Source organism: Lysinibacillus alkalisoli, from assembly GCF_014643595.1.
Lineage (GTDB): Bacteria > Bacillota > Bacilli > Bacillales_A > Planococcaceae > Metalysinibacillus > Metalysinibacillus alkalisoli.
On the sequence record NZ_BMJT01000001.1, the window covers coordinates 349,287 to 368,413 of the forward strand.

General features: G+C 37.4%; 18 protein-coding genes. 13 read left to right on the forward strand and 5 right to left on the reverse strand.

Annotated elements, in window-relative coordinates; all coding sequences use genetic code 11:
* Positions 1-134 precede the first annotated feature (134 nt).
* Positions 135-1,229, forward strand: coding sequence for a response regulator (locus IEW44_RS01505; protein ID WP_188613246.1), 1,095 nt, complete (start codon positions 135-137; stop codon positions 1,227-1,229).
* A gap of 71 nt (positions 1,230-1,300) precedes the next feature.
* Here the strand turns inward: IEW44_RS01505 and IEW44_RS01510 are convergent, their stop codons facing one another.
* Positions 1,301-1,975: a class A sortase gene (locus IEW44_RS01510; protein WP_188613247.1), complete on the reverse strand. Its 675-nt coding sequence runs from the start codon at positions 1,973-1,975 to the stop codon at positions 1,301-1,303.
* Positions 1,976-2,075: 100 nt separating this feature from the next.
* Complete coding sequence (gene thmT / locus IEW44_RS01515; RefSeq protein WP_188613248.1) at positions 2,076-2,261, reverse strand: 2-hydroxymuconate tautomerase; 186 nt, start codon at positions 2,259-2,261, stop codon at positions 2,076-2,078.
* 61 nt (positions 2,262-2,322) lie between these two features.
* Between thmT and IEW44_RS01520 the strand changes: the two genes are divergently transcribed.
* Positions 2,323-2,841 carry a YwhD family protein gene (locus tag IEW44_RS01520; protein WP_188613249.1) on the forward strand — a complete coding sequence of 173 codons (519 nt, stop codon included), beginning with the start codon at positions 2,323-2,325 and terminating at the stop codon, positions 2,839-2,841.
* Between the two features lie 274 nt (positions 2,842-3,115).
* Here IEW44_RS01520 and IEW44_RS01525 read toward each other — a convergent pair whose 3' ends face one another.
* On the reverse strand, positions 3,116-5,164 hold the full coding sequence (locus IEW44_RS01525; protein WP_188613250.1) for a transglycosylase domain-containing protein: 2,049 nt from the start codon (positions 5,162-5,164) through the stop codon (positions 3,116-3,118).
* Between the two features lie 221 nt (positions 5,165-5,385).
* On the opposite strand from IEW44_RS01525, the gene IEW44_RS15840 reads away from it, so the two are divergent.
* The 8 genes from IEW44_RS15840 to IEW44_RS01560 all read left to right on the forward strand — a co-directional run bounded on the left by IEW44_RS15840 (position 5,386) and on the right by IEW44_RS01560 (position 12,564).
* On the forward strand, positions 5,386-5,634 hold the full coding sequence (locus tag IEW44_RS15840; RefSeq protein ID WP_229704129.1) for a hypothetical protein: 249 nt from the start codon (positions 5,386-5,388) through the stop codon (positions 5,632-5,634).
* A 180-nt stretch (positions 5,635-5,814) separates the two neighbouring features.
* Positions 5,815-6,057, forward strand: coding sequence for a hypothetical protein (locus IEW44_RS15845; RefSeq protein WP_229704130.1), 243 nt, complete (start codon positions 5,815-5,817; stop codon positions 6,055-6,057).
* 123 nt (positions 6,058-6,180) lie between these two features.
* A complete protein-coding gene (locus IEW44_RS01535; protein ID WP_188613251.1) occupies positions 6,181-6,603 on the forward strand; it encodes a YwiB family protein in 423 nt (140 codons plus the stop codon).
* A complete protein-coding gene (gene argS / locus IEW44_RS01540; RefSeq protein WP_188613252.1) occupies positions 6,600-8,267 on the forward strand; it encodes an arginine--tRNA ligase in 1,668 nt (555 codons plus the stop codon). Before IEW44_RS01535 ends, argS begins: the two co-directional genes overlap by 4 nt.
* A gap of 58 nt (positions 8,268-8,325) precedes the next feature.
* Positions 8,326-8,880, forward strand: a complete 555-nt coding sequence (locus IEW44_RS01545; protein WP_188613253.1) for a GNAT family N-acetyltransferase — start codon at positions 8,326-8,328, stop codon at positions 8,878-8,880.
* 132 nt (positions 8,881-9,012) lie between these two features.
* On the forward strand, positions 9,013-9,387 hold the full coding sequence (locus IEW44_RS01550) for a MerR family transcriptional regulator (protein WP_188613254.1): 375 nt from the start codon (positions 9,013-9,015) through the stop codon (positions 9,385-9,387).
* 3 nt (positions 9,388-9,390) lie between these two features.
* Positions 9,391-10,881, forward strand: a complete 1,491-nt coding sequence (locus IEW44_RS01555) for a class I adenylate-forming enzyme family protein (RefSeq protein WP_188613255.1) — start codon at positions 9,391-9,393, stop codon at positions 10,879-10,881.
* Between the two features lie 3 nt (positions 10,882-10,884).
* Positions 10,885-12,564: an acyl-CoA dehydrogenase family protein gene (locus IEW44_RS01560; RefSeq protein ID WP_188613256.1), complete on the forward strand. Its 1,680-nt coding sequence runs from the start codon at positions 10,885-10,887 to the stop codon at positions 12,562-12,564.
* Positions 12,565-12,620: 56 nt separating this feature from the next.
* On the opposite strand, the gene IEW44_RS01565 is transcribed toward IEW44_RS01560, so the two are convergent.
* A complete protein-coding gene (locus IEW44_RS01565; protein ID WP_188613257.1) occupies positions 12,621-14,048 on the reverse strand; it encodes an amidase in 1,428 nt (475 codons plus the stop codon).
* A gap of 100 nt (positions 14,049-14,148) precedes the next feature.
* Here IEW44_RS01565 and IEW44_RS01570 point away from each other — a divergent pair, with 100 nt between their 5' ends.
* A complete protein-coding gene (locus tag IEW44_RS01570) occupies positions 14,149-15,162 on the forward strand; it encodes a helix-turn-helix transcriptional regulator (protein ID WP_188613258.1) in 1,014 nt (337 codons plus the stop codon).
* A 93-nt stretch (positions 15,163-15,255) separates the two neighbouring features.
* Here IEW44_RS01570 and IEW44_RS01575 read toward each other — a convergent pair whose 3' ends face one another.
* The gene (locus IEW44_RS01575) at positions 15,256-15,807 is read right to left on the reverse strand and encodes a helix-turn-helix domain-containing protein (protein ID WP_188613259.1); all 552 of its coding nucleotides are present in this window, start codon (positions 15,805-15,807) and stop codon (positions 15,256-15,258) included.
* Positions 15,808-16,132: 325 nt separating this feature from the next.
* On the opposite strand from IEW44_RS01575, the gene IEW44_RS01580 reads away from it, so the two are divergent.
* Complete coding sequence (locus tag IEW44_RS01580) at positions 16,133-16,690, forward strand: cob(I)yrinic acid a,c-diamide adenosyltransferase (protein ID WP_188613260.1); 558 nt, start codon at positions 16,133-16,135, stop codon at positions 16,688-16,690.
* Positions 16,691-16,921: 231 nt separating this feature from the next.
* Positions 16,922-19,093, forward strand: a complete 2,172-nt coding sequence (locus IEW44_RS01585; RefSeq protein WP_188613261.1) for a (Fe-S)-binding protein — start codon at positions 16,922-16,924, stop codon at positions 19,091-19,093.
* The last annotated feature ends 34 nt before the right edge of the window (positions 19,094-19,127 follow it).

Genomic DNA, 19,127 nt, shown 5'->3' on the forward strand with positions numbered 1-19,127 from the left:
TTGGAGATAGTGCTTTTTTACTCGTATGAAAATTAAATTCAATAGTGATATATTACTTTCTTAATGAATGAAGATAAACAAAGTGAAAAATATGTCGATAAATAACATATATAGCTGATGTAGGAGGTGTGTATATGAGACGTGCTATTATTATTGATGATGAACGGTTTTCAGCCATATTACTCAAGCAAAAACTTGAAGAGTTAACACCAATACGTGTCATGGCAATTGACACAGATAGTCGCAAAATTGATGCGTTGATGCATAAATATAATCCCCATATTGCGTTTCTCGATATTAATTTAGGTGAGGAAACAGGGTTATCTATAGCAGAATACTTGGCTGAAAATTATCCACTAGTACAAGTCGTGTTTGTCACAGCGCATGAGGAGTTTGCATTATCTGCTTTTGAGTTAGGTGCTGTCGATTATTTGTTAAAACCTGTAACAAATGAACGTTTACATAAGATGGTTAGTAATGTGATTAAGCAAAGTGTTGTGAGTAAAATGCAAGTTGAGAATGGGCTTTATATTACATCATTAGGTAATAATGGAATCTATAATAAAAATAATGAACCAATCAAAACACGTACAAAGAAGGCGGAGGAGTTATTTTATTTGTTGTGGTGTTCGCAAGGCAAAAATGCGACGAGAGAACAAATATTAGCTTACTTATGGCCACATGCGACTGAGGAACAAGCTACTACATCATTACACTCTGCTATGTATCAACTTCGTAAAGTGTTATATAAGGAAGGCTTTGAAGAAGCGATTGTCTTTCGCAATAAACGTTATTATTTAGATGCGCCTGTATATGCTGATGTAGATCAATTGTTTGAAATCATGGAAGAGAAAAATATTTCAGAAGCTATGATTAGGCAAACTTTAAGTTTGTATCAAGGCGATTATTTAGCACAGATGGATTACGTATGGGCAATTGAAGAGCGAGAAGTGATTAAGCAGCGATTTTATGCATTTTTATTTCAACATTTTAAAAAGCGATGTTATTCGACTCGTTTAGCAGAAGAGATTATTGAGCATTTGGGCGATGATATTTACATGGATGAGGCGTGGATTAAAGAAGTGTTACGTTATTATATTGATACGAAGCAACGTGCCAAGTTAGTGGCGTTCTATGAAGCGAGTATGAACTGGTGGTCGGATGAATTGGGCATTGACTTACCAAAGGATATACAGAAAATTTATACAGCTTGCTTACTGGAGTTATAAAACAATAAAGTGGTTGAAACAAAACCGAGCCAATCGACATAACTCGATTGGCTCGGTTTTCATATCGGTTATTATTGCCCCCAATTAGCATTCGCTTTGTCAAAAGGTTTGCTATTTACAAATTCGGCTTCGACAGCGAGGCGGTCTACACCCGAGTTAGCACAAGTAATGAGTGTTAACATTTTTTTATCTGCTTGGTCGTTAATTACATGTGTATCTGTTGATAATATCACATTTTTATTATTGATTTTATATTCATAAATCTGACTACCATCGGTTACAAAAATGGCATCGCCAACTTTAGCACGATACAAAGGGCCAAATAAGACGTCACGCCCTTCGATATAATGAGCAGCTAATGAGTAATTGCCTTCTCCTAATTTTTGATCAGGTTTCATTGTGCCAGCGCCAACCGCTAAAGCATCATTAGATACACCTTTTAAAATCGGGAGTTGCATCTCAACACTTGGCACATACATACTGCCAATGACAGGGTAGTTTTCAGTAGAGGCTTGTGCACGTAGCACATCTTGAATGGAGAGAGATTGTACCTCTTCAAACTCAAAATCAGCATCTGCTACCTCTTTATCATTGTTCTGCTGAAGTTGTTCGGTAGAATAGTTGGATATATCAAGCTGTTTAGCCGAGCGCTTTAATAAAAAATCTTCAATCGGATTAATAAAGACAAGCGCTAAACCAACAAGGAATAATAAAACAATACCTATTGTGATTAATTTATTTTTCATAACGGCCTCCTGTAAAATAAAAAAGAAGCCGACAAAATAACGATGGCTCCTTCATCGCGTAAAAGCATAAGTGCTTTGATGTACGCTCTTATTTTAACAGTTATTTGTCACTCATGCGAATACCTGCTACCCCATAATGGTTTTTAGACATTTCTTCAATAAAAACCGTAATATTTTCTTGAGGTGCATTTACGGTACGTGAGACCGCCTCTGTAACTTCAGCTACTAGTGCACGTTTTTGCTCTTCTGTGCGCCCTTCAAGCATTTTGACTGTAACGTATGGCATTGTTCATTTCCCCCTTAAATAGTGTATAGTTTAACTATAGCATGAATGAAGGAGGATGAGCATGACAAATCAAGAAAAGCCAAAGCAAAAAATGGGCTTTACTATTATTAAAAATAATCCAACGGATGGTCATAAAGGTTTCGGGATTGGCTCATTATCATTAGAGAATGTATCACCTATCTTTGTCGATGTGGAGGAAGGTAAAGCCTTTGTTGAGATAGGAGCTATGCATGCACGCAGTCCTATTGAGAGAGGCATTAAATTCACAACAAATCGTGAAGATTCAGAAGGTGGTAAATTATACTGGTTAGTGTGGGTGACGATTGACCAAAAACCAGAAGGCCCTTATTATGCAGGCGTCACAGCTTGTGAGATGGTGGTAAATCGTGAAAAACGTCGTGGTTATAAAATATTAGCAGACCATGTCAATCGTATGGATAAATCAATGAAGCGTCATATTATGGTAGATAATATGGATGATGCATCAAAAGATATTTTAAAGGCCTTTTTACAAAGCCATAATGAAACATTGTGGGTAAATAGCGAAGAAACATTGCATAAAGCATTAGAAACAAAATGATTGAACAATGTGTGACAATTTGAAAACACTTTGATATGACCTTGAAACTGTGTCTGAAAAAAAGTAAACTACTTGTAGAGCTTATAAATCAGTAAGCTAGGACACTGTAGTATTTTTGAGAGAGGTTATACGAGTCTGGACCACTTGTAAAGCGTTTTCTTATTAATTACTACTAAAGAAAAACGATGCGTTATAAAGGTAGCAAGTTTGTACCTTATAACACATCGTTTTTTGTTTGCAATTTATTAATGACGTTTCATCAATCAAAAAAGTTTCAATCTTTAAAGACAGGATTTTCACCTAATATTGAACTAGGCATTGTTTTGAAGAAATCGCGCATGCTATCTAAATCAAAAATATCAAATTTAACGCAACGCTCTTTCGGGATATCTTTCTCTAATACATAAACATCCGCTTGTGGTTCAGGGCATGAGCGTGAACCGAGTGCACGTGAAGGGATGGCTACTTTTACTTTTTCAATCCCTTTAGGCTTTTTAAAATTATCTTTTGCTGTATTAGCACGCTCCATAAAATCAAGCCACATGTATTTCGTTACACTGACATCTAATGTTTTACCTTGGTCATACCCATTCCATACTCCAGCAGTTAATGTAGGGGAATAACCAACCATCCATTGGTCACTATTTGTTGTACCTGTTTTAGCTGCATAATAAGGGTAAGAAAGATGGTTAGTAATATCTTGTCCAGTTACAGGTGCATAGTCATTATAATTAGCATTAAACATTGCTTGCATCATTGTAGTAATAAGGAAAGCATTTGTTTTAGATAATGCACTTTGTAATTCAGGTTGCTTAAAGCGATAAACTTCATTACCTTTACTATCTTGTATTGAAAGTATTGTAGTTGGTTTTGTGACGGCACCACCTGATGCGAGTGAGTTATAAGCATTCGTTAACTCCTCTAGGCTCGTTTCTTCTGTACCTAGGGCAATGGTAGGTGAGTCCTCATCTCCAACATTCAACTGAAATCGTTTCCCCATATCGCGGAATGCAGGATAGCCAATGTCTTCTAACGTTTTAACGGCATAAATGTTATCGGATAATGCTAATGCCTGTATCATGGAGAAGTCACGGTTACCAAATTGATCATTCGCGTTTTTAGGTGTATATGTTTCACTACCGTTGTACTTAAATGTTGTCTTGCTCACATCTAGAGGTGTTAATGGATTATAGCCTTTCTCTAACGCTGCCGCATAAAGAAAAGGCTTTAATGTTGAGCCAGGTTGTCGCTCTGCTTTAGTTGCTCGATTATAAGGGCTATCGCTATAATCACGACCGCCAATTAATGAGGTAATCGCACCTGTATTTGGCTCCATACTCATAAAACTTACTTGTAATTCACCAGCAGGTAAACGGTTTTTTACCGCGAAATCAGCCGCTTCTTGATGTTTACGATTGAGTGTAGTGGTCACCGTATAGCCACCTTCACTAATGTCTTTATCTTGTTTACGTAATATTTCACTGGCTTCTTGCCAAGCAACATCTAGGAAGTAAGGTGCAATATTTGTATCTTGAAAGGCATCATTTTTTAAAACGATCTCGGTTTGATTAGCAGTATCACTTTCTATTTGTGTGATTTTCTGATTTTCTACCATCAATTGCAAAATGGTCTGTTGACGTTCTTTAGCACGATCAAAATCTACAATTGGCGAGAATAAGCTTGGCCCTTTAGGTACACCAGCTAATAAACTGGCTTCTGCCAATGTGAGCTCTTTCGCAGATTTACCAAAATAATAACGGCTAGCTGCTTCTACACCATACATACCATGGCCAAAATAGACAGTATTCAAATAACCTTCTAAAATATCGTCTTTACTATAAAACAATTCTAAACGATAAGCATACAATGCCTCGTTTAATTTTCGCGTCCATGTTTTCTCATGGGACAAGTACAAGTTACGCGCAAATTGTTGTGTAATTGTACTAGCGCCTTCCGCTTTACCACCTGAGCGAATATTAGCAACAATAGCACCCATAATACGCTTAAAATTAAAGCCATTATGTTCATAAAAAGTGTGGTCTTCTACGGATAATAATGCATCTTTCATATATGGTGAAATATTTTCAAGCTCTACCCAGTACCTTCGCTCTGTTGCAAAATGGTCACCAATTTTTTCGCCATCTTTGTCAACGAAAACAGATGCACTTGGCACTGTAATTGGTGGTGCACCTGCAAGCTGCGCATAAATACGTAGCCCTCCCCAAGCGATGCCAATTAGAGCGATAAAAACAGCAACTAGTAGTAAAAGGCGTTTGCCTCGACGTTTATGCTTTTTTTTCCGAACGTATGCTTTACGTTCCATCGCACATCACCTCTAAAATAGTATCATCGTACATCTTATACTACGTTTATGAAATAAGGAAGGTTTCAATTGAGGGATTTTGACCTACTACGATGCAAATCGGATAAAATAACAAAGGAGAGAATATAATGAATCAACAAGCATGATTCGCCAAATTTCTTAAAAAATTACGACAAGAGGCGCAGTCATTTGGCTATATTCGAGAAGAGACTCCATATGTAGTGCGTCATGTATCCGCACATCAAGAAGCGGGCTTTGTTATTGCCTCAACATTAACAGACAATAATGCACGTAGCATAGTGCAACAAGGGCTTGCTTATTTTAAAGAAAGACAGCAACACTTTGAGTGGAAAGTGTATAGTTATGACCAGCCTGCTCATCTAAAAGAGCTATTACAAGAAGAAGGCTTTACACTTGAAGGTGAGGAAGCAGTATTAGTAACGGAACTTCATCAAAACATCCTCTCCTAAAAGTTACACGTACTCATCAAGTTAAAGAAATTACAGAGGATAAAGGCATTAAAAAATCGCACATTAGAGGGCAAAATATGGTCTGATGATAAAGTCGAATTAGGTATGAGGTTATGTCAAGATAAACAGTAATATCCAGATAAGTTATATTTATATGGTGTGTATAAAGATTATCAACTTGTGAGTGCAGCATGGATGTATATTGAACCGAATACATCCTTTGTAAGTTTATGGGGAGACTCTACGTTAGTAGATTATAGAGGGAAGGTATTATACACAGCTGCTAGCAGCGCGTGCGAAAAAGCATATGAACGAGGGTATCGTTTATTAACGGTTGATGCTAGTCCAATGAGCGCGCCAATATTAAAGAAACAAGGTTTTCACTGTTTAGCAACTTGTTATGAATATCAATCCCCGCGGTAAATGAAAAAAGGTAACCTACTTCAAAGAGCTTGTGCTATAGTAGATTACCTTTAGCACTTGCATATTGTATTATGCTTTGTTTGTAAGATATAATAGATAAGTTATAGAAAGGGGCGGATGGCATTGACAGTAGTTAAGCCAGTAAGAGTGAAGCTCAAATCTGTTATTGATACGTATGACGGTCAACCTGAAACCATTGAAATGGACATTGAGGGTCAACTACGGCAAAACAAAGACACACATTATATCCGTTACATTGATGAGCAAGAAGAAGGTCAAATTACAACGATTATTAAAATGACACAAGACCGGGCAATTATTACACGGTCAGGGGCAGTTACTATGCGTTTGCCGTTACAAAAAGATGTAATTGAGCAAGGTCAATACGAAAATAAATTAGGGAAGTTACCATTAGATGTGCGTGCGCAAGCGTTACACCATCATCAAGCACATGGTGAATTCCATACAACATATGAATTACTTATGGGTGGACAAGCACTAGGCTTATACACATTGACAATACAATATTCGGAGGTAGGAAAATGAACGCAGTAGAGCAAGTGCAACAATCAATTAAACAAGCATTACAACAAGCTATTACAAAAGCAAAGCTAATAGAAGATATTTCGGCGATTACTATTCAATTATCACAACCTAAAGATAAAGCTAATGGCGATTATGCTTCAAACATTGCTATGCAATTAACAAAATTAGCGAAGCAACCACCGCGTGCCATTGCAGAAGCAATTATTAATCACTTAGAAGTAGAAGGCACTAATATTGAAAAAATTGAGATTGCTGGACCAGGTTTTTTAAATATTACCGTACGTAAAGATTTTTTAGCGGATGTTGTAAAAACAGCTTTAACTCAAGGTGCTGATTTTGGCCGCACTACAGCAGGTGAAGGTGAAAAAGTACAAGTCGAGTTTGTGTCAGCCAATCCTACAGGTGACCTACATTTAGGGCATGCACGTGGGGCTTCTGTAGGCGACTCATTATGTAACGTATTAGATGCAGCAGGCTATGCTGTATCTCGTGAATATTATATTAATGATGCAGGTAATCAAATTAACAACCTAGCTTATTCATTAGAGGCGCGTTACAAACAAGCGTTAGGTCAAGCAGCTGAGATGCCAGAAGACGGTTATCATGGACAGGATATCATTGATATGGCGAATACATTAGCAGCCGAATATGGGAATAGTATGCTAGAAAAAACAGAGCAAGAACGCTTCACTTTCTTCCGTCAACATGGTTTGCAGTTAGAGTTAGATAAATTGAAAAATGATTTAGCTAATTTCCGTGTTAACTTTGATGTATGGTACTCAGAAACGTCTTTATATGACAATGGTAAAATTGCTATCGCTTTAAATAAATTAAAAGAGAATGGTCATGTTTTTGAAGAGGACGGTGCAACTTGGTTCCGTTCAACGACATTTGGTGATGATAAAGATCGTGTATTAATTAAACAAGATGGCTCATACACTTATTTAACACCTGATATTGCGTATCACGAAGATAAAATCAATCGTGGCTTCACAAAGCTTATTAATATTTGGGGTGCCGACCACCATGGTTATATTCCACGTATGAAGGCAGCGATTGAAGCACTTGGTTATAACCGTGACACACTAGAAGTAGAAGTAATTCAAATGGTGCAATTATATAAAAATGGTGAAAAATTCAAAATGAGTAAACGTACTGGTAATGCTGTAACAATGCGTGAGCTTGTAGAAGAAGTTGGCTTAGATGCTGTGCGTTACTTCTTTGTGAAAACGGCAGGCGATTCACATATGGACTTTGATTTAGATTTAGCCGTATCACAATCTAATGAAAACCCTGTCTATTATGCACAATATGCGCATGCACGTATTTGCTCTATTTTACGCCAAGCTACAGAACAAGGTTTGGAAGCTTCAACAGATCATCTATCTGTATTACAAGCAGAGAAAGAAATTGACTTATTGAAAAAAGTAGGCGACTTCCCAACTGTGATCGCAGATGCTGCCAAATATCGTACACCGCACCGCATTGCCATTTACATTCAAGAGTTGGCTGCTACTTTCCATAGTTTTTATAATGCAGAGAAAGTATTAGATGCTACCAATCAAGAGCGTACAGAAGCAAGATTAGCATTAATTACAGCCGTTCGTATTACGTTGACGAATGCACTGCGTTTAATTGGCGTATCAGCTCCTGAAAAAATGTGATAAAATGTTGAGAACTGTATAGTCAATATACAGTTCTTTTTTTATAGGGGGGAATGAAATGTTTCAGATTAGAGTAGACGATCATATTACATTAGCCTTATTAGAGCAACGTCATGCACCTGAATTATTTCAAATGATTGATGAGTCGCGTGATACATTGAGACAATGGTTACCTTGGGTTGACGCTACAGCTACTGTTGAAGACTCGGTTATACATATCCAACAAACTTTACAGCAATTTGCTAATAATCAAGGTTATCAGTTAGGTATTTGTTATGAGGGGCATATTGTAGGACGAGTAGGTATGCATGGTATTAATCGTCAAAATCTTTCGACAAGTATTGGTTATTGGTTGAGCCCTAAATATGAAGGTAAAGGGATTATGACGAAGTCTTGTGCAGCATTGCTTGCGTTATGTTTTACAGCATTAGACTTAGAGCGTGTTGAAATTAGAGCAGCTGTTGATAATAGTAAAAGCCGTGCCATTCCAAAACGTCTAGGATTTGTGGAAGAAGGTTGTATTCGTCAAGGCGAGTATTTATATGATAAATATGTTGACCTTGTTGTCTATGGTCAGCTAAAAAAAGAATGGCAAGCATTGCAAAAAAGCTAAGAGTGTAAAGCTCTTAGCTTTTTTATATACATAAATATCGTGGTTAGCGATGAAATTTTCTTGTAAAATACGTTTTACTGTTGAAGTTTACGTTAACGTAAATGATAAAGTGAAAGAAAGTGAGGCGACATCATGCAAACGATACAACAAGTAGCTAAACAATTTGCAATCTCAGCAAGGACATTACGCTATTACGAGGAGTTAGGTCTGCTCACACCAAAACGTACTGAAACGGGACAGCGCTTATATAGCAAAAAAGAGATGGTGAAGCTTCAACTTGTGATGAGGGGCAAACGTTTTGGGTTTACGTTAGATGAGATTAAAGAAATGGTGTTGTTATTTGATTTAGACCGCACAGGCAAAAAGCAATTACAACGTACCATTGCCTACGGTGAGGAAAAGCTTGCAGAGATTGACGAAAAAATTGCAGAGTTATACGAAATTAAACGAGAAATGGAACAATTAAATACCATTTTTAAAAGAAAACTAAACAAATTGGAGGAATGATGAATGAATATTTCTAACTTATTAGCACGTAACGCAACCAAATATGCACAGCAAGAAGCGGTCATTTGCCAAGGGCGACGCATGAGTTATAGCCAGCTTGATGCACAAGTGAATGCCTTAGCATATGCATTACAATCTCATACTATTGAAAAAGGCGATCGTATTGTTTTATTTTTACCGAATACGGTGGAGTTCATCATAAGTTATTTTGCTAGCCAACGTATTGGAGCCATTGTAGTACCTGTAAATGCCAAGTTTACGCAAAGTGAAGTAAATCATGTAATAACGGATGCAGGGGCTAAAGCAATGATTGTACATGAATTATTATTTGAACATGCAAAAGAAGTACAATGTTCATTAAAAATAACAACAGGTTCAGCTAAGGGCGATTTTTATAGTTTTGAGCAATTGATACAAAGCGCAAGCATATTACCCGTATATTGTAAATTGACAGAGGATGATTTATCAACCATTTTATATACATCTGGTACAACAGGTAAACCAAAAGGCGTATTGTTTACCAACCGTAATATTTTAACTGTTGCTCAAATGATGGCAGTAGAGATGGAGTTTAAACCAGAGAGTCGAGTGTTACTCATGATGCCTTTGACACATTCAGCACCGTTGCATCTCTTTTTGATTACAGCTGTATTAGTTGGCGCAACGAATGTATTAACACCCAATTTTACACCTGATTTATTACTTGAAATGGTGGAGACCGAACGTGTGACACATTTCTTTGGCGCCCCCGTCGCTTACTTATTAACAGCTCAACATCCACAATTAGCAGAGAAAGATTTATCTTCTATGAAGTGGTGGGTTTATGGTGGTGCTCCATTGTCACAAGCAGAGGTGAAGTACGTGCAACAAGCTTTTAAGACAAATCACCTTACAGCTGTTTATGGGTTAACAGAAGCAGGACCAAGTGGCAGTTTACTATTTGCTCATGAACATGAGAAAAAAGCAGGCAGTATCGGTAAGAGAGCCCCATTAAATACGGAAATCCGTATTGTTAATGAACAAGGTGAAGATGTTGCTGTGGGTGAGGTTGGCGAGATTATTTTGTATGGCGAAGGCAATATGGTTGGCTATTATAACAATGATGAGGCAACAAAAGCGGCATTTTTAGGTGAAGGTGTACGCAGTGGTGATTTAGCACGTGTGGATGAGGACGGATATATGTGGATTGTAGACCGTAAAAAAGATGTCATTATTAGTGGTGGTGTCAATATTTACCCTAAAGAGATTGAAGAGGCCATCTTACAATATGCTAGTATTTTTGAAGTGGCAGTGATTGGTGTACCACATCCAGAGTGGGGCGAGACGGTGAAAGCGGTATATGCTGCTAAAGAACAAATTGATGTAGGGGTATTACGTCAATTTTTATCAGAAAATTTGGCGAATTTTAAAATCCCACGCCTATATGAGCAAGTAGACGCATTACCTCGTAATTTATCAGGTAAAATTTTAAAACAAGTACTAAAGGAGGGCTAAGGTATGAAAGTATTACAACAACAAACAAAAGAGCAAAACTTTTTCACAAATGAGGAGACATTACAACGCATTCTTACCCACTATTTAGACGATGCCTTCAAAGATTATGCCTTTCAAGAGTTAGCTAAATTTGGCGAATTATGTGCCAATGATATTGATGAACGAGCTAAATTTACAGATCGAGAAGGCGAACCAAAACTACAGCGTTATAATAAATACGGCGAAGAAGTATCACAAGTACTGGTGAATGATGGCTATAAAAAAACGGTTGAGCAAAGTTATAATACAGGTATTGTAGGCTACGTGCATAAGCCGATTGATGCTTTAGGTCATAAAGGAAACTATGTATATAGCTTTGCACAAGGCTATTTATTATCACATGCAGAGCCAGGGTTTTATTGTCCTGTTACGTTAACGATGGCAACAGCTTATTTGTTAGACCATTATGCAGATGAAAAGGTAAAACAGCGCTTTTTACCACATGTTTGTGCCACAGGTAATACGACATTATATGAGGGAGCTACTTTTTTAACAGAGCGTCAAGGTGGTTCAGATGTGGGGGCAAACGTAGTAAAAGCTGTGCCAATGGATGACCACTATGTATTAACAGGTGAGAAATATTTTGCATCCAATGCTGGCATGTGCGGTGTAGCAATGGTATTAGCTCGTATCGAAGGGGCGCAAGAAGGTTCTAAAGGTTTAACATTGTTTGCTGTGCCTTGGCGCAATGAAGATGGTTCACTTAATGGTATTCGTATTCGCCGTTTAAAAGATAAACTTGGCGTTAAGGCTGTACCATCAGGAGAAGTGGAGTTTGACCATGCAAAAGCCTATGTTGTGGGTGATGCATCTCGAGGGATTTATTATATGTTAGAAGCATTAAATCTTTCACGTATTTGTAATGCTGTAGCTTCAATTGGTATTATGAGACGTGCATTTTTAGAAGCAAAACATTATACAACAAATCGCTTAGCTTTTGGTGCACCATTAACCCAATACCCTATGATCAGAGATTCATTAGGGAAATTTGCCGCTAAACTACAAGTGGAGACAGCGACAATCTTTGATTTAATTGCACAATACGACAAAGTAACGGCAGGAGAGGGAACACAAGAAGAACAAATATTAAATCGTTTGTACATTGCCGTAATGAAAAAGGAGAGTGGCGAGCAAGCTGTTCATTTTGCAAGTGAAGCCATTGAATTAATGGGGGGTAATGGTTATATTGAAGATTTTGTAACACCAAGGCTATTGCGAGATGCACAAGTATTAACGGTATGGGAAGGTACAGCTAATATTTTAGCATTAGAGCTCATCCGACTTGTGGATAAATATCAAGCACATGAGTTATTTATCCATACGATGCAAGAGCGTTTAGCTACTATTACACATGAATTTACTACGATAGTGGCACACCAATTAACAGAGGCACAGCGTAAGTTGCAAATTTTTGCTAGTTTAGATGAAGCAACTAAAACATTTGAGGCGAAGGCGATGGCAGCGTTAATTGCACATTGTTATGAAAGTGTAGTAGCAGTGGAGTGGGCTGCACGTTATGGTGGTAAATATGAGCTACTTACTGATATCTATTTGGAGAGCACTTGGCAATTAAGAGAAATCGGTGCGGAAATGAAAACCGTGTCCTATTTTGATGAGATTATGAAAACAACACCATTAGCATAGTAAAGAGAATAACAAAAGGTGTGGTCGTTTTATTGCCACACCTTTTGCCTTTTTATTTATAGTTGAATTTTTTCATAAGAGGTATACCAATTAGCTACACGTTCAAAGGCACGGGATGCTTGGAGGACAGTTGCATCATCAAGGCGATTACCTATAATTTGCAAGCCGATAGGCAATCCCTCTTGGTCAAAGCCAACAGGTAGGGAAGCGGCTGGGTGTCCAGTAAGATTAAGGAGATAGGTTAAAAACCATCCGTGCATCGGATTGATGGCTTCACCATTTATCTCTTCAGGGCCCCAAATAGCGATAGGGAAGGCAGTCATAGCCGTTGTAGGTGTAATAATCACATCATACTCATCTAAGACTTTTTTCAAGGCGTTAAACGTTTGGTCACGGTCATTATAAGCTTTTAAGTACTCTGTCGCAGACATTTCTGTACCAAGCGCAATCCACTCTTGTACTTTAGGTTCTAAGAGTGCCATTTGTTCTGGTGGCAAATCATGAAAACTAGATGCTAATAATCCACACCATAAGTCAAACCATACTTGTTCGATATTTTCCTTAGGTTGTTCAAATGCGAATGTAATGTCATCCACTTGGCAACCAAGTGTACGGAATGTTTCGGCAGCTTGATCACATGCTTGTTGCACTTCAGATGTTACGTTGAAAAAGCCAAAACCCTTGCTATAAGCGACTTTTAAAGACGAGATGTCTTGTTCTAATACGGGATAAACTGCTTGGTGAGGCTCTGTTGTAAAAGCATCACTTGTATCAGGCCCTGCCATAATATCATAGAGAAGCGTGGCATCCTCAACTGTACGTGCAATAGGTCCATAATGTAAAAATGGCGCTTGTGAAGAAAAAGGGCCAAAAATATCCATCGGTATTTTACCATATGTTGGTTTGTAGCCAAATACACCACAAAGGGCAGCGGGTATACGTATGGAGCCACCACCATCGGTTCCTTCAGCCAACGGAACTAAACCAGCTGCTACTGCGGCGGAAGAGCCACCGCTAGACCCACCAGTAATACGATCAAGATGCCAAGGGTTGCGAGATGCACCAAAGACCAGGTTATCTGTTGTACCTTTATGGCCAAATTCGGGTGTATTTGTTTTACCTATAATGATACCGCCAGCTGCCCTAATCCGCTCCACTACAATAGCATCACGATCAGCAATTTGATGTTCAAATAGTTTTGAACCCATTGTATAACGTACATCTTTCACAGGGGTTAAATCTTTAATAGCTACAGGTACACCATGAATCACGCCTAGAGGTTGTCCATTTGCGATAGCTTGATCTGCTTCATGCGCTTGTTGTAGGGCTTCATCACGCATAATAGTAACGAAGGCATTAATTTTAGGGTTGATACGGTCAATCTTTTCTAAAAAAGTAGTGACCACTTCTACAACTGTAATTTGTTGCTCTCGAATACACTGTGCTAATTGAATAGCGCTCATCATCGTAATATCTTGTTTCATTTATTTCTCCTCCTTTGTGTTGTACTAATTACTATCCTAGCGTACAATATTAAACAAAAATACTACCTTAAAGTGTAGTTTTGGGAGGAATGCGAGCATTATGATGAATAATCGTGAATTTGATCGCGTATTATATTTTTTAGAACTCGTATCAGATGTAACGTTAAACTTTAGGGAGCAAGTACAACAAGCATTAAAACAAGTTTGGGGCTATCAACATAGTGTATTTTGGTTTACTAAAGACGATGGTGAAACATTTAATCCTCAACTTTTAGGAATTTCAGATCATATAATATCAGAATATTTCGATTTTTATATTACGCATGATTTTTTACACCCTACACGTTATATTCATGAAAATAGTGATGTTCCTTCTGTTTTAGCATCCTACCATGTATTGAGTTTGGATGAATTAAAGCGCAGTATCTATTATCAAGAATTTATGCGCAAACACTGCTATATAGATGAGATGGCAGTTAATTTTAGTTACAACAACAAAATCATTGCCACTTTAGGCATTTTAAAACAACAGGGTGAGCTACCATTTAACGAACAAGATGTGTGGCGTTTCCAATCCATTAGTAAAATTATCGAAAAGAAAATGATGCATTATTTTACGATTAGGGAAATGATTGATGAAAAGCAGCTAATTCGTAATAAGCTAGCTATTGCTGAGGATGGGTATATTTTATTAGATACAGCTTGTAATGTTTTATATGAAAATCCAGTCGCACAGCAAGTATTACAACAACAAGGAATCAAGGCATGGCTTCCTGCACAAATCCACAATGAGCGATTTATTTGGTCAAATGATGGGCAACAATATGTATTTTCTACTACAAAGAGAGATCATAAATTTGATGGTTTTTATACAACGCCAACGTACTTATTACGAGTACAAACAAATAATAGCTATATGAATAACTTACAGCGTTTGGGATTAACGAGTAGGGAAGAGGAGGTTTGTGCATTACTATTAGAAGGGTTAAGTTATGCTGAGATGAGCACTACATTATTTATCACAGTGAATACTATCAAACATCATGTGAAAAATATTTATCAAAAAGCAAAAGTAACTAAAGTTGGTGAACTACGAAGATTGTTGTTTACCTAGGTGGTCATTGACAGAAGGAGTATGAATAAAATCGATTTTATTCATACTATTGAAAGTTTATTAGTTAAGAGTAGTATAGCAAGGATAAGGTGATTAGCTATAATACAAGATTACATTCATTTGAATAAGGTCATCTCCGACATTTTTATAGCTGTGTGTTTGATTAGCATTAAAGCGAATACTATCACTAGCGGTCAGTACATGTGTTTCATCGCCAATGGTTAATGCAAGGGTACCTTGAAAAACGGTAATGAATTCAATTGTACCTATTTGATGAGGATCGGCTTGATGATAAGCATATTGCGCCATATGAATGGTGTAGACCTCAAAGCTTTGCTCGGGTGTGGTAGGAAAGTGTAGAAATGCTTCGTATCTTCCTTCATCTGCTAAAATACTTGGACAATCGGTTTGTCGAATTAATTCAACAGCATGACTCGGCATATTAACTAAAGCAGTGAAGCTTACCTTAAGACCGTCAGCAATTTTCCAAAGGGTTGTAATAGTAGGGCTAGATTCACCTCGTTCAATTTGCCCAAGCATTGTTTTACTTACACCTGTAATTTCAGCAAGTTTCTCTAATGTAAGTTTGCGAGTTTCGCGCAGAGACTTTAAATTATAAGCAAGTGCGAGTTGAATTTTCTCCATGTAAAAACCTCCCTTAATATGTGTAATATACGTCATACGATTTTTAAGTTCAAACGATAAACGTTATAACGTCTATGTAAAATGAGTAGTAATTTTTACTTAAATGTCGTTTAAACATAAATAGGTTACGGTAATTTGTCCTTTATGTAAGGACAATATAATGGTTAGCTATCATGACATGTTTTGCCCATTATTTTAGTAAAATATCTGCTTATCATGACGATGTACTGCATTCCATATGCCATTATATTGTTAATACGCATTTAGGTTGTCAGAAAATTATGTTAAAATGAAGGGAGATTAGGTAGCGAGGGAGTGTGCATAGATGAAGCTCTATACAAAAACAGGTGATAAGGGAAAAACAGCATTAATAGGCGGACGTGTAGAAAAAGATGATTTACGTGTAGAAACATACGGCACTGTAGACGAATTAAATGCTTTTGTAGGTGTAGCGATTACAGAGTTACAGGAAGGGTGCCAAGATATCAGTAAAGATTTAACTATTATTCAGCATGAGTTGTTTGATTGTGGCGGTGATTTAGCCAATGTGATGAAAGAACGACAATATAAATTAACAGAAGATTCTATTGCGTATTTAGAGACACGTATTGATCAGTTGACGGCAGAGGCACCTCCGCTTCAAAAGTTTATATTGCCTGGTGGTACTAAAGGAGCTGCAGCACTTCACGTGGCGCGTACAGTAACAAGAAGGGCAGAACGACAAATGGTGACATTAGTAAGAGAAGTTGAAGATGTGCCTACTCTGATTCAAGTGTATTTGAATCGATTATCCGATTATTTTTTTGCAGCAGCTCGTGTAATCAATTATCGTGCTCATGTATCAGATGTGGAGTACGAACGAGGTGGCCAAGTGTTTAAATAATGCACTTGGCAATGTTACTCAGTAAAAAAAGAACTATCAATTTGACAGATATCAAGTATAATGGAGAAAATAACAGCATAAGTACGAAGTGTTGAAAAATAAAAAATCGTCATTATTTTTTGAATACTAGTTGACTGAATGCTCATTCATAACTAAAATAGAAGTACACAAAGATACATGATGGTATGTTACTCATAATTTTGGGGGAATTATTGTTAAGGGGGAGACATTATGAATTCACTATTGATTGCAAACTGGGTGCTATTTGGCATTGTTGTTGTATATGGTGTAGGTTTATTTTTATACTTACTAAAAACACGTTATCAGTTTGTGAAACTGGGGAAGAAAGTCGAGTTTGACCAAAATGTCAAAGAACGATTAGGTAGTATTATTGAAAACGTCTTTGGACAAAAGAAGCTATTAAAAGATAAGAAGAGTGGTATTATACACGTATTTTTCTTTTATGGCTTCTTATTAGTACAATTAGGTGCTATTGATTTAATTTGGAAAGGTTTAAAGCCAGGTTCACATTTGCCTTTAGGCGGTTTATATGAATTCTTCACCTTTTCACAAGAATTAGTTGTATTTATGATATTAGTAGCAGTAATTTGGGCATTCTATCGTCGTTACGTAGAGAAGTTGGTGCGTTTAAAACGTGGTTGGAAGAATGGACTAGTATTGATCTTTATCGGTGGATTAATGGTATCAACATTAATCGCTAACGGTATGAATATGATATGGCAAGGACATGAGCCAGGTTTATTTGAACCAATGGCATCTGTTATTGCATTAGCATTTGGCTTTTTACCAGCATCAGCCACAGCAACAATTTTCTTTGTAATGTGGTGGCTTCATTTATTAATTTTATTAACATTCCTTGTATATGTACCACAATCTAAACACTTCCACTTAATTGCTGGGCCAGCAAACGTGTTTTTCAACCGTTTAGACCGCGTAGGTACATTACAACCTATCGATTTTTCTGCTTTAGAAGAAATGGACGATGATGCAGAAGAAATGCCTGCGATTGGAGTTGGCAAAATTCAAGACTTTAATCAAAAGCAGCTCATTGATTTATATGCATGTGTAGAGTGTGGGCGTTGTACGAATATGTGCCCAGCAACAGGCACAGGTAAAATGTTATCACCTATGGATTTAATCGTTAAATTACGAGACCACCTTACAAATACAGGAGCAGTGGAAACTAAACAGAAGCCATGGGTACCATTTACAGCGTTTAAAAATACAAAAGGCAATCAGTTAGCAATAGCAGCTGGTGCAGAGGGCGCTTCAATTGACGATATTTATAGCCCATCATTAATTGGTGATGTGATTACAGAAGAAGAGATTTGGGCTTGTACGACTTGTCGTAACTGTGAAGACCAATGTCCTGTAATGAATGAACATGTGGATAAAATCATTGATTTACGTCGTTATTTAACAATGACGGAAGGTAAAGTAAATCCTGACGCACAACGTGCAATGACAAATATTGAGCGTCAAGGTAACCCTTGGGGATTAAACCGTAAAGAAAAAGAAAATTGGCGTGACCTTGACCCAACCGTATCTGTGCCTACTATTAAAGAGTTTAAGAAAACAGGCGAAGAAATGGAGTACTTATTCTGGGTAGGCTCAATGGGCGCATTCGATAGCCGCTCTCAAAAGATTGCTTTAGACTTTGCACGTCTTTTAAATGCAGCAGGTGTTAAGTTTGCCATCTTAGGTAATAAAGAAAAGAACTCTGGTGATACACCGCGTCGTTTAGGTAACGAATTTTTATTCCAAGAGTTAGCCAATGCTAATATTAGTGAGTTTGAGAAAAATGATGTGACAAAAATTGTTACGATTGACCCGCATGCCTACAATATCTTTAAAAATGAATATAAAGATTTTGGCTGGGAGGGTGAAGTGTACCATCATACAGAAGTATTAAATCAGTTGATTACAGATGGTAAACTAGCATTAAATTATGAAGTGGATGAAACCATCGTCTTCCATGATTCATGTTACTTAGGACGTTATAATGAAGTATATGATCCACCACGTGAAATTTTACGCGGCATCCCAGGTGTAAAACTCGTGGAGATGGAGCGTAATCGTGATACGGGTATGTGTTGTGGTGCTGGTGGCGGTCTCATGTGGATGGAAGAGCATGTAGGTAATCGTATTAACGTGGCTCGAACAGAGCAAGCCTTAGCAACAGATGCTTCTGTTATCTCCTCAGGTTGTCCGTACTGTTTAACCATGTTATCAGATGGAACAAAAGCTAAAGAAGTAGAAGATCAAGTAGGCACATATGATGTAGCTGAATTATTAGCTCGTTCCGTTTTTGGTACAAAAACGGTAGCAGAAGCAACACAAGCGGAAGACGAAGAAACAGACGAAGAGCCATTAGTAAACTAAAAATATATGAACAAACCGAACTATCCTAGTTATT